This window comes from Paenibacillus sp. 102 (assembly GCF_039549175.1).
Lineage (GTDB): Bacteria > Bacillota > Bacilli > Bacillales > Bacillaceae_G > Bacillus_A.
The window spans coordinates 249,328-261,169 of the sequence record NZ_JBCGHT010000002.1; the positions used below are offsets into that span (position 1 = coordinate 249,328).

The window sequence follows — 11,842 nt, forward strand, 5'->3', positions numbered from 1 at the left end:
TATCTATTAAACCATACTAAAACAGGTAAAAAAAGAAAAACTACCTAATATAGGTAGTTTTTCTTCGAATCGTCGGAAATTTGTCAAAATTAAACAAAATGACTATTCCTTACATGCTTTTCAATTCCTTTGTTAACTTACAAAAAGCTTCCTTATCCTGATTGTCCAGCGCTTCATCAATTTGTTTTAAAAGTCGATCCCTTCGAAATGAAAATACACTCTCTTCTAAAAATCGTTCTGCAAGTAAACGATCTTTTTCATTTACTTCAATATGCTTTGGTAAGTATGGATTTTCTTCTAATACTGCTACATAATTTGCATTTTGAAACGATGATTTAAAATTAAGTTGAATATAAATATCCTCATCTCGATTTAAACGAATGTCATGAAACGATTTTTCTGCATCCGTCGTCATAACATTTTGTTTAAAGAAGTGAAACGGTGTATCTTTCACACAATTTGCTGACATCACTAAGCCACGAGGGCAATATTTTGCATGTTCTACGAAGTGGACTTTGTGCATTAATTGATCATGACTCATTAAATAATTTAAAATCCATACACATTCACGCTGTTTCAGTTGATAATTGTTTAAAAACCATTTTACGAAATCCTTCTTCTCGTTTACAGAAACAGGGGTATTCATAGCGCTTAGTCCCTCCTCTGTCTTTCTTTTTTCTTATTTTTTAAATTCAAGAAGCAGCATTCACTTTCCTTCCAACTTATGAAAAATCCTCTAAATTATATAGCAATTCTTCGATGTGAATTTGTGTCGGGTCCAATTGTAATAAGCGTGTAAATACTTCTTTCGCTTCTTTTCGTAGCCCTTCTTCTACTAAGAAATAACCGTACTCTTCCAAGAAATCTGGATGATTCTTAAAAGAAGTATATGCACTCTCATAGTGTTTTAATGCATCAGAATACATTTCTAATTGTTTTTTAGCAAATGCCAAATCCCAAAGTAATTGTGTATCTTGCTCTCCACTGTCCATTGCATTTTCTACAACAGCGATTAACTCTTCATATTTTTCTTGTTCCTTTAAGATATATGCATATTTTAATATTGCACCTAAATGTCCTGGATCAAGCTGTAATGCTTTTTGAAGCAATTCTTCAGCTTCTGCTAATTTCCCTATCTTCGCTGCAATATTTGCAAGTTCTACATAAAGTGGCACGGATAACTCATCAACTTTAACGCCTTCATGAAGTGTTTCATAGCTTTCTTGAAGCATTCCTTCTTTTTCATAGCATTTAGCTAAATACATATATAATGATGCATATTCTGGGTCTAATTCTTTTAATTCTTGCCAAGCCCCAATCGATCTTTGATACTCTTCACCTTGATAAAGTGTAAATGCATAGCCAAATAAAGAATGAATATCTTTCTGTTCTTCTAATCCTTCTTCATAATACGTAATTGCTTCTTCCCAGTTTCCAATTGCGCTTAGCGTTTCAGCTAGGCGAAGAGCAATCACAACACCTCCCATTACTTTGTGATCAGAGAGTAATGACTGATAATAAGCAATCGCTTTTTTCTCTTCACCTTTACTACTATAAAGTTCTGCCAGTCCAAAAGTAATAACAGGCTCTTCTGGCATCATTTCTTTTGCTTTTAATAGTTTTTGTTCTGCAACATCATCGAAGCCCTGCATTTGAAATAAATCCGCAACAAGTAGTAAAGATTGAACATACAGTTCATCATCTTCAGGAATATCATGGAGCACTTCGATTGCCTCATCTTCTTTATCTAAATCAATATATAATTCTGCTAAAAAGATTGTAAACTCGCTTTCTTCGGGATATAACAAACGTAAATCTTCTGTAATCGCTAACGCTTCATCAATAAACCCAAGTGTATGGTAGTAACGAGCAATATCATATTTCTCTTCGTCCGTCCCTTGTTTTACCAATTCTTTTAATTGTTCTAACCCTTTTTCTGCTTCGCCGTTTTCAATGTAAGAAACAGCTTGTTCAAACTTTTGCATAAATGTCTCCTTTAACTCTTATAATATTCTCTTCTGTTCATTAATCATAAACAACAGTCGTCATGTAAGCAACTAAAAGGATGCAGAAAAGAATCTTTCCAAACTGAAAAGATTCTTTTGCTTCACAGAGATTCTAACTGCTCAAAAAAATTCGGATAGGATACAGCGACTGCATCACCATTTTTAATTTGCACTTCTCTTTCTGTTATACGACGCAATTGCAATCATCATGCCAATGCGATGATGGTCTCCATGACTATTAACAATACTCCCTTGTAACTCCTGGTTTCCATTAATGATCATACCATCCGGCGCTGCTATGAAAACAATAGAAGATTCTCACTCATTTTCTCTCTTTGTTTTCACTTGGCATGAGGCTGAAAAAGACACTGACCGCTTCTATGCACTGCCGAATCCTCTCTCCCTTCTAAAAAAGAAATATTTTATCTCAGCTTTTCAATTTGTATGTATATCTTTATTGTACCGCTTTCTTTCTTCATCGTGCAAATATGTATAACCTAAAAGAAAACGACTCCTATAATAGGAGCCGCGACTTTTCTTAAGAATATGTTTCTTCTTTCTTTTCCTGCTCTTTCACAAGTTCCGTAAGCAATTCAATAATCTCATCATTCTCTTCTTTTAAACCAACCGTAATACGAATACCATCAGGCAAGCCAAACGCTGCACCTGAACGGACAATATACCCTTTTTGCATTAATCTTTCAAATGCTTCATTACCAGGAATCCCAAGATTTAAGAAGATGAAATTTGTTTGTGATGGATAGTAAAAAACATCGTACTCCTCACAGAACGTATAATATTGATTTAATCCTTCAGCATTTTTCTTCACACATTCTTGTAAAAATTCTTGATCTTCCATCGCTGCCAAACCAACAGCTTGCGCAACAGCCGACGTATTAAATGGTAATCTCGCTACTTCTAATTGCTGTATAAGTTTTTCATTCCCTACGGCATAACCAATACGAAAAGCAGCTAAACCATATGCTTTTGAAAATGTACGTAACACCATGAGATTTTCATACTTTTCAAGAAGCGGCAATGTTTGTGGATAATCTTCCGCTCCTGCATATTCATAGTATGCCTCATCCATAATAACAAGTACCGTTTTTGGAACTGCCTCTAAAAATGAAAGTAATTTTTTCTTTTCTACATATGTCCCTGTTGGATTATTCGGATTACAAATCCATACAATTTGCGTTTTCTCATCAATTTCCTCAAGCATCGCATCCAAGTCATGAATGCCATCCTTAAGCGGCACTTCACGAACCTCAGCTCCCTCAATCACAGCATGGTGGTGGTATTGTGAAAATGTTGGATTTGCCATTACAACATTTGTACCTTTATGTAATAAAGCACGGCTAATCATTTGAATGACCTCATCTAATCCACTACCAAACAAAAGTTGTTCTGCTTTCACATGAAGGTGCGCAGCTACTTTTTCACGAAGTTCAAACGCTGCTCCATCTGGATATAAAGCATATTGCGTACTTAAGGAAGCTAAAGCGTCCGTTACCCGTTTTGAACAACCAAACGGATTTTCATTAGATGCTAATTTCACAATTTTAGATAATCCATATTCTCTTTTTACTTCTTCAATGTTTCTGCCAGGTACATATGCTTTCAAAGTTAATAATTGCTCTTTTACTCTCATTTTTATTCCCCCTGTCATTTTACTAGATCAGGCCGAAGTATAGTTGCCTTCTCTAAATACACATGCTTTACTTCATGTTGTAGTTTTTTTGTCATGACCGTTATCATTACACGAATACATTTCTGCAGGGCATTCGACACTTCTATTTCTTTTACGCACATCACCGGTACATATGTAAATCCTTCTAAACGTCTTAATGCCGCTGCAGGAAAACAAGCATTAAGGTCCACCGTCGTAGAAATTAAAACAGACACGATATCAGTAGGGCAAACTTCATTTTCATTTACGATTTCGTTTACTAAATGCTCTGTTGCAATTAATATCGCTTCAGATTTATTATGTTTGACTGTAATTGCACCGCGAATTGCGCGGATCAAATAGATTCCTCCTCTCTTTGAAATGCTTCTAATGCAGTGTGAACGGTCTCATCTGAAATAGATACGACATTCACTACCCCATATTCCTGCATAAGCACCATACGAATTATTCCTGCATTCGCTTTTTTATCTTGCTTCATCACTTGTACCAGACGTTCTGTATTTAGATTCTTTGGCATATGCGGATAACCATACTGAGAAAACCAACGCTTCATTTTTTTATATCCAAGGTCTACTTTATAAATTTGTTCACTTAAGAATATAGCAAATAACATACCAATTGCTACTCCATCACCATGTGTAATTTTTCCATATCCCATCTCTTTTTCAAGAGCATGTCCTAATGTATGTCCAAAATTCAAGTGAGCACGTACACCTTTTTCAGTTTCGTCTTGCGCTACAATATTTGCTTTCACAGGAATTGCTCGCTGTAATATATAAATTAATTTTTCATCCCGTATATCTTCTAATGTTTTCACTTCTCGTTTTAACCAATGATATAATTCAACATCACCAATAAAAGCATGTTTAATCACTTCAGCAAACCCGGAACGCCATTCTTTTTCTGGCAATGAATTTAAAAATGGCGTATGATATAGAACTGCTTCTGGCTGATGAAATGCTCCAATCATATTCTTTCCTAAGGGGTGATTAATGGCAACTTTCCCGCCAACTGCACTATCATGTGCCAGTAACGTTGTTGGAACTTGAATGAAGCGAATACCGCGCATAAATGTCGCAGCAACAAAACCTGCTAAATCACCGACCATTCCTCCACCAAGTGCAATAACTAAAGAATGTCGATCCACCCCATTTTCAAGCGCCGACGTATGAGCCGCATAAAAATTTTCAAATGATTTTTCTTTCTCTCCACTTGGAACAACAAATGAGAAAACATGTTTTTCGACTTGCAATGCATTCATAACTTCTTCTAAATGGAATGATGCGACCGATTCATCAGAAATGATCATTACATTAGAAACAGCTGGTTTCATATTTCGAACAAGCGTTGTCAAATGTGACAACGCATCTTTTCCTACATATACTTCATACTCTTTAGACTGCGTCTGAATATGTATTTTCTCCATTAAAATCCCCTCGCATATTCATTATGTTTCTTCATATTTTCACGAATACAATCCATACGATCCGCTCCAAATTGTTCTACTAGAGATACTGCTAACTCCCATGCAACAACCGCTTCTGCCACAACGCTAGCTGCTGGCACAGCACAACTATCAGAACGTTCAATGCTCGCTGAAAAAGATTCTTTCGTATCAATATCAACGCTTTGAAGAGGTTTATACAGGGTTGGAATGGGTTTCATGACACCTCGAACGACAACCGGCATACCTGTTGTCATACCGCCTTCTAATCCACCCGCATGATTTGTTCTTCTTGTATATCCATCTTCTTTATCCCAAAGAATTTCATCATGCACTTGACTCCCTGGCTTATGCGCTGCTTCAAATCCAATACCAATTTCCACACCTTTAAAAGCATTAATGCTCATTACTGCAGCTGCTAATTTCGCGTCAAGTTTTCGATCATAATGGACATAACTTCCTACCCCAATTGGCATTCCTTCTACAATCACTTCTACAATGCCACCAATAGAATCCCCACTTGTTTTTGCATCATCAATTGCCTGCATCATTTTTTTTCCTGCTTCTTCGTCTAAGCAACGAACAGGAGATGCTTCTGTAATTTCTTGTAGTCGCTCTATTGAGTCATATGTAAGCTTTTCTGCCTGTACACCACCAATTTCAATTACATGCCCTGCTACCTTTACACCTAACTCTGCTAAAAGTTTTTTCGCAACAGCGCCTGCTGCAACTCGAACTGTTGTTTCACGTGCTGAAGAACGTTCAAGTACATTTCTCATATCACGGTGTCCATATTTAATTGCACCATTTAAATCAGCATGACCAGGTCTTGGTCTTGTAATTTTCCTTTTCATTTCTTTTGCTTCTTGTTCAGTTAAAGGATCTACGCCCATAATCTTTTTCCAATGAGTAAAATCTCGATTTTCGACAACGAGTGCAATTGGAGAACCAAGCGTACGACCATGCCTGACACCACTGACAATTTGCGCTTGATCTTTTTCAATTTGCATGCGTCTGCCGCGGCCGTATCCTTTTTGTCTTCTCGCTAACTCTTCATTTATATCATCCGCTACTAGAGATAAACCTGCCGGAATCCCTTCTAAAATTGTTGTAAGTTGTGGACCATGAGATTCACCAGCTGTAATATATCGCATCGGTTATTCCTCTTTTCGTATAATTATTTTATCTCGCATTAATGGGAGTGAAGAGGCTCTGACCACTTCTATGCATGGATCGATTCTCTCTCCCTCCTAAAAAGAAAGGTTTTATATCGTTTTTCAATTTGTCTGTATGTAAATCCATGGTGATTTGCCGGCATATAAGTCACGGCTATGAAATAAAAAGGAGATCCCCACTCGTTTTATCCCTTTGTTTTCACTTGACATGGGGTGAAAAAAGGCTCTGACCGCTTCTATGCACGGGCGGATTCTCTCTCCCTCTAAAAATAAGGGCTTTATATCATTCTTGCTCAACTGTTATTCTTCATTCACAGAAGTTTCACTTTATGTATCAATATATCATACCAAGCTTTGCTTCGTAACTATCTGAAACTAAAAAAGTGCAAGAAGAGTATTCACACTCTCCTTGCACTTTTCACTATTACCACAGTAATTAAAGCGTTTACAAATTATTTTAAAATAATTAGTAAATCCATTGATTCATTAATTTTGAGTAGTCTACTAATTCTTCTTCTTTAAAGAAAATACCAATCTCACGTTCTGCACTTTCTAGAGAATCAGAACCATGGATAATATTTTTCGCAACTGTTACACCAAAATCGCCACGAATTGTACCTGGTGCCGCTTCATGAGGTCTTGTTTTACCCATCATATTACGAGCAGTATCTACTACACCTTCACCTTGCCATACCATTGCAAAAACAGGACCAGATGTAATGAAATCTACTAATTCACCAAAGAAAGGTTTTTCTGTGTGCTCAGCGTAATGTTTTCCTGCAATTTCTGGAGTCACTTGCATTAATTTCGCACCAACTAATTGAAAGCCCTTTTTCTCAAAACGAGCTACAATTTCCCCAATGAAGGCACGTTGTACGCCGTCTGGTTTTACCATTAGAAATGTTTTTTCCATAAAAAATCTCTCCACTTCTGAATTATGTATGTAATTGTATATCCCCACACACATATTAACACCCTTATCACAATTGTGCAATAGTTTTGAAATAGAGAGATTATTTTATTTGTAAAAGAAATGCATTAAAATTTTCGTTTCCCAATATACTTTGCAACATTTTGCAACGCATATTTTGCCTGTCCACGCGGCAAAGGTTTTATTACCTCTAATGCTTTATGTAAATAACGTTCACTAAATGCAAATGCCTGATCAATTGCTGGGCTTGTCTTAATATCGTGAATAATTTCTTTCATCTCACTTGCAGTTGTATTTTCATGAACAGATACAATTTTTGCACGAAGCTTTGGATCTTCCATTGCATACAAAGCTGGAAGTGTGACATTTCCTTGCAATAAATCTCCGCCAGCAGGTTTTCCTAATTTTTCTTCTGTTGAAACGAAATCTAAAATATCATCAATAATTTGATAAGACATCCCAACAAAATAACCATACCAAAACAAACGATTTACCGTATCACGGCTCGCACCAGAAGCAATGGCTCCCAGCTGACAACTAGCCGCAATCAACAATGCCGTTTTCCTCTTAATTCGTCGTAAATATGTTCTTAAATTTTGATTATAATCATACTTATCCTTAATTTGTTCGATTTCACCTTTACATACTTCCAAAATTGTATACGACAATGCCTGGTGAGCTTCCGGAACTTCTAAATTCGTAATGCACTCAAGAGACTTTGCAAATAAATAATCTCCCGTATACATCGCAATACGATCTCCCCATTTTGCATTTACAGTTGCACTACTTCTTCGTAAGAGCGCTGCATCAATTACATCATCATGAACAAGAGAAGCCATATGGATGAGCTCTAGCGCAACTGCAACATGTTTAATTGCATCTAACTTGTAGTCTCCAAATTTCCCTGCAAGCAATACAAATACAGGGCGAATTCGTTTACCTCCAGCTTCAATAAGCTGCAGAGCAGCATCTTCTATTAGTTGTTGCTCTGAGGTAACAACCTTTTTTAATTCTTTTTCTATTACATCAATATCCGATCGTAAAAAAGAGTACATAAGTTGTAACTTCATATTGTTCACCTTAACCTAAAACGTCTTTTTTCTATTTTGATTCGGGTTTAAACCCTAAATGCATAGCTGCTACTCCAAAAGTAAATGGTTTTACTTGTACACGCTCAAGCCCGGCCGACTCAAACATACTCGCTAATTCTTTCATCCCTGGGAATGCGCTAGCAGACTCCTGAAGCCATGAGTATTCCTTATAACTTTTCGCAAACATTTTGCCAAACAGCGGCATAATGTATTTGAAATACAAAATATACATCTGGCGAAAACCGATCATCGTTGGTTGAGATGTTTCTAAACAAATAACTTTTCCGCCTGGTTTTACTACTCGCGCCATTTCTTTTAATACGTGCATATAATCTGGAACGTTACGCAATCCAAAACCGATTGTTACATAATCAAATGTATTATCTTCAAACGGCAGCTCCATCGCATTTCCATGCATAAGTTCTACATGCTTTAATCCTAAAGCTTTTACTTTTTCTTTTCCGACAGATAGCATATTTTCACTAAAGTCTAATCCATATACTTTTCCAGTCGTTCCAACAGCATCAGCAAGTGCAATTGTCCAATCAGCAGTTCCACAACACACATCTAACGCCTTACTTCCAGGCTGTACATCCATAATTCGCATTGTTTCTTTCCGCCATGCTTTATGTCTTTGAAAACTTATAACCGAATTCATTACATCGTATTTATCAGAGATTTTCTCAAATACATCATGTACTCTTTCTTCTTTTGATTGCTGCATGCTCTTACCCTTCTTCCAATATAAAATTGCTTATGTTTTCAATTTACCTTTTAAAGTAGAAACTACATCCCCAATTTCTTTATGCTTTTGTAGAAATGCACGTTCTTGTTTGTCCACTTCTTCTAACCACTCTTTACAGACGTTTTCCACGTTTCTGTCATCACCATTTGATAGAGTCGCTTGAAGCGCTTGAAAAACAGGTGCATTTTGTCTTTCAGCATGCAATTGATACTCTTTTTGCAGACGATCTCTCCCTAATACATACGCTATAAACGGCTTCCAATATGATACATGAAAATGATCACATGTTTTCTGCAAAAGTGCGGATTCAATTGTCATCATACTTTCAATAACTTCATCAACTCTTTGATACGCCTTCTGATATAACATAATTTTATGTTCATTAATTTCTTTAATTCCTTCAGCCAGCGCACGAATCAGTACAATATCACAATTCATTGAAAGTAAATAATAATACAAACCACTATAATAATCACCTGCAAGGACTGTGAGTTGACGACGCTTATGAAATCCGCTCGTTTCTTTATCTGCTTTGTTTGACACTTTTTCATGTGTATCAAGAGCAATCTGCACAAGCATAATCGTTACCACATAGTGATCAATTTGTTCTTTATGTAAATTTGCACTTTTTAAAGTAGCATATAAAAGCACTACTTTTTCTTCATCAATAAATGGTTCTTCAATATAGTTTATAAAATAAGGATGGCGCAGTTTTGCTAGCAACTGCTCCTTTATATCCGCATACCCTCCGTAGATGTCACACACAAAAAATCACCCTTGTTTTCTAATTCATAAAACCTATTATAACACATACATTCTATTTTCTATAACCAAAACTTGGGGAATCAAAACAAACTACAATTTAGATTTCCATTCACATAATACACATAAAAACCAAAAATTCACTCACCTATAAGTTTATGAGCAGCCAGAAAAATATATGTAACCTTTTAACACTCTATTCGAAAGAATTCTCCTTCCTCAAGCGTGTGCAGGGCAATAACTCAATACTAGGTGGGAGATGAATTTCTTTGATAACTTGATATATAAGGTTGCAGGAAGAAAACAAAGTGCGAAAATCAAGCCGTTCGGTTCCTACCTAAAATATCAACCATAAAAAAGAACATCCAAGCGTTGGAGATCTATCTAGTAAAACTCAGGGAGACGAAAGGTTGCTTTCGTCGTGGAACTTGAGAAGCCCCCACTTCAAAATTCGTTAGAGTTTAAGTTGGGGGGAGTTCACAGACCATATCTCCCCTTCATAAACATATATTAAAATGAAGTTTCCCTTTCTACCTACTCTTTATAAGAATTTAGATTTTACAGACAATAATCTCCCGTCCAATTTCTTTTATTTGTCGGTACAGGTATTACTTCATACAAATAAAAGAATCAAAAGGAAACTCTTATTAAAATGATATAAATAAAAAAGAAAAGCAGTTTCCCGCTTTCCTTTACTTTGCCTTAATAAAAGACAAAATTTCGCTACGTGCCGCTGCATCATTTTCTAGTACACCGCGCACTGCTGTAGTTACCGTTTTTGCACCAGGCTTTTTCACGCCGCGCATCGTCATACACATATGCTCTGCTTCAACAACTACCATCACACCATGTGGCTCTAGTACTTCCATAATAGAATTAGCTACTGTTGAAGTAATACGTTCTTGAAGTTGTGGACGACGTGCAATTGTATCTACAGTACGAGCTAATTTACTTAAACCCGTTACTTTTCCACCACGTGGAATATATGCAACATGAGCAACCCCATAAAAAGGAACAAGATGATGCTCACACATCGAATAAAACGGGATATCTTTCACTAATACAAGTTCTTCGTGATCTTCTCCAAACACTTTATGCAAATGTTCCTTCGGATCTTCGTGCATACCTGAAAATACTTCTGCATACATCTTTGCAACACGTTTTGGTGTATCTAGTACTCCCTCACGATTAGGATCGTCCCCAATCGCTTCTAAAATGAGGCGCACCGCCTGTTCAATTTGTTCTAAGTTAACTTTTGCCATCCGCAAGCCCTCCCGAAAAACCTAAAAGTGATACGAACACATTCTAGCATATTTATGATTTTAAAAGCAAAAAGAAGAGCTCCCAAAAAGGAAACTCTTCTTCCCTGTTAATATGTAAGGATTATTTAACCGCATCTTTTAACGCTTTACCAGGTTTGAATGCAGGTACTTTACTTGCAGCGATTTCAATTTCCTCACCAGTTTGTGGGTTACGTCCTTTACGAGCCGCACGCTCACGAACTTCGAAGTTACCGAATCCGATCAATTGTACTTTATCACCTTGTTTTAAAGCTTCTAAGATAGAATCAAAAACAGCGTCAACTGCTTTTGTTGCGTCCTTTTTAGAAAGGGAACTCGCTTCTGCAACAGCATTGATTAAATCTGTCTTGTTCATGCCATTCACCTCCTCCCAAAGATAAGACTGTATAATGATCATAAAATGAGTCTTACTTTCATTTGTAGGCAATTTTTACAAATTCTATACTACAAAGATGTAGATAAATCATTATCAACGCCTATATTATACGATTCTCCTGTATAATTCAATATTTTTAAAGAAATTGTTACTGCGAAAATGTGAAAAAACGATGAAACTTGACAATATACTACAAAGTATTAGATAATGACTATTTATTTTCTACCTACTCCCCGATAAAATGAAACGCTCATCACGAGCCGGGCGTTTATACCTTATTATCTTCCCTTCTTTTCTTTGAATCTCACTATCCACAAATAG

The 11,842-nt window shown here is 36.4% G+C and carries 12 protein-coding genes and 1 pseudogene; all 13 read right to left on the minus strand.

Annotated elements, in window-relative coordinates:
• Positions 1 to 109: 109 nt before the first annotated feature.
• Positions 110 to 646, minus strand: a complete 537-nt coding sequence (locus AAIE21_RS07200) for a ReoY family proteolytic degradation factor (RefSeq protein WP_343266137.1) — start codon at positions 644 to 646, stop codon at positions 110 to 112.
• Between the two features lie 76 nt (positions 647 to 722).
• Complete coding sequence (locus AAIE21_RS07205) at positions 723 to 1,985, minus strand: tetratricopeptide repeat protein (protein WP_343266138.1); 1,263 nt, start codon at positions 1,983 to 1,985, stop codon at positions 723 to 725.
• A 122-nt stretch (positions 1,986 to 2,107) separates the two neighbouring features.
• Positions 2,108 to 2,303 (minus strand): annotated as a pseudogene (locus AAIE21_RS07210) (3-phosphoshikimate 1-carboxyvinyltransferase); the annotation flags it as partial.
• A gap of 241 nt (positions 2,304 to 2,544) precedes the next feature.
• On the minus strand, positions 2,545 to 3,657 hold the full coding sequence (gene hisC, locus AAIE21_RS07215) for a histidinol-phosphate transaminase (protein ID WP_343266139.1): 1,113 nt from the start codon (positions 3,655 to 3,657) through the stop codon (positions 2,545 to 2,547).
• Positions 3,658 to 3,671: 14 nt separating this feature from the next.
• The gene (aroH, locus tag AAIE21_RS07220) at positions 3,672 to 4,034 is read right to left on the minus strand and encodes a chorismate mutase (protein WP_343266140.1); all 363 of its coding nucleotides are present in this window, start codon (positions 4,032 to 4,034) and stop codon (positions 3,672 to 3,674) included.
• The gene (gene aroB, locus AAIE21_RS07225; RefSeq protein WP_343266141.1) at positions 4,031 to 5,122 is read right to left on the minus strand and encodes a 3-dehydroquinate synthase; all 1,092 of its coding nucleotides are present in this window, start codon (positions 5,120 to 5,122) and stop codon (positions 4,031 to 4,033) included. Before aroB ends, aroH begins: the two co-directional genes overlap by 4 nt.
• Entirely contained in the window at positions 5,122 to 6,294 is a 1,173-nt protein-coding gene (gene aroC / locus AAIE21_RS07230; RefSeq protein WP_343266142.1) for a chorismate synthase, read from the minus strand. The genes aroB and aroC overlap by 1 nt, the downstream gene beginning before the upstream one ends.
• Positions 6,295 to 6,781: 487 nt before the next feature.
• Positions 6,782 to 7,228, minus strand: a complete 447-nt coding sequence (ndk, locus tag AAIE21_RS07235) for a nucleoside-diphosphate kinase (protein ID WP_343266143.1) — start codon at positions 7,226 to 7,228, stop codon at positions 6,782 to 6,784.
• A 125-nt stretch (positions 7,229 to 7,353) separates the two neighbouring features.
• Entirely contained in the window at positions 7,354 to 8,316 is a 963-nt protein-coding gene (gene hepT, locus AAIE21_RS07240; protein WP_343266144.1) for a heptaprenyl diphosphate synthase component II, read from the minus strand.
• Between the two features lie 31 nt (positions 8,317 to 8,347).
• A complete protein-coding gene (locus AAIE21_RS07245) occupies positions 8,348 to 9,061 on the minus strand; it encodes a demethylmenaquinone methyltransferase (RefSeq protein WP_343266145.1) in 714 nt (237 codons plus the stop codon).
• 30 nt (positions 9,062 to 9,091) lie between these two features.
• Positions 9,092 to 9,847 carry a heptaprenyl diphosphate synthase component 1 gene (locus AAIE21_RS07250; protein ID WP_343266146.1) on the minus strand — a complete coding sequence of 252 codons (756 nt, stop codon included), beginning with the start codon at positions 9,845 to 9,847 and terminating at the stop codon, positions 9,092 to 9,094.
• 689 nt (positions 9,848 to 10,536) lie between these two features.
• The gene (gene folE / locus AAIE21_RS07255; protein WP_343266147.1) at positions 10,537 to 11,106 is read right to left on the minus strand and encodes a GTP cyclohydrolase I FolE; all 570 of its coding nucleotides are present in this window, start codon (positions 11,104 to 11,106) and stop codon (positions 10,537 to 10,539) included.
• A 121-nt stretch (positions 11,107 to 11,227) separates the two neighbouring features.
• A complete protein-coding gene (locus AAIE21_RS07260; protein ID WP_001043860.1) occupies positions 11,228 to 11,500 on the minus strand; it encodes an HU family DNA-binding protein in 273 nt (90 codons plus the stop codon).
• Positions 11,501 to 11,842 lie beyond the last annotated feature (342 nt).

Coding starts and splice junctions, on each gene's coding strand:
- hisC (WP_343266139.1), bottom strand. CDS start 3,657: ATGAGAGTAAAAGAGCAATTATTAACTTTGAAAGCATATGTACCTGGC.
- hepT (WP_343266144.1), bottom strand. CDS start 8,316: ATGAAGTTACAACTTATGTACTCTTTTTTACGATCGGATATTGATGTA.
- folE (WP_343266147.1), bottom strand. CDS start 11,106: ATGGCAAAAGTTAACTTAGAACAAATTGAACAGGCGGTGCGCCTCATT.
- AAIE21_RS07200 (WP_343266137.1), bottom strand. CDS start 646: ATGAATACCCCTGTTTCTGTAAACGAGAAGAAGGATTTCGTAAAATGG.
- aroC (WP_343266142.1), bottom strand. CDS start 6,294: ATGCGATATATTACAGCTGGTGAATCTCATGGTCCACAACTTACAACA.
- aroB (WP_343266141.1), bottom strand. CDS start 5,122: ATGGAGAAAATACATATTCAGACGCAGTCTAAAGAGTATGAAGTATAT.
- ndk (WP_343266143.1), bottom strand. CDS start 7,228: ATGGAAAAAACATTTCTAATGGTAAAACCAGACGGCGTACAACGTGCC.
- AAIE21_RS07245 (WP_343266145.1), bottom strand. CDS start 9,061: ATGCAGCAATCAAAAGAAGAAAGAGTACATGATGTATTTGAGAAAATC.
- AAIE21_RS07260 (WP_001043860.1), bottom strand. CDS start 11,500: ATGAACAAGACAGATTTAATCAATGCTGTTGCAGAAGCGAGTTCCCTT.
- AAIE21_RS07205 (WP_343266138.1), bottom strand. CDS start 1,985: ATGCAAAAGTTTGAACAAGCTGTTTCTTACATTGAAAACGGCGAAGCA.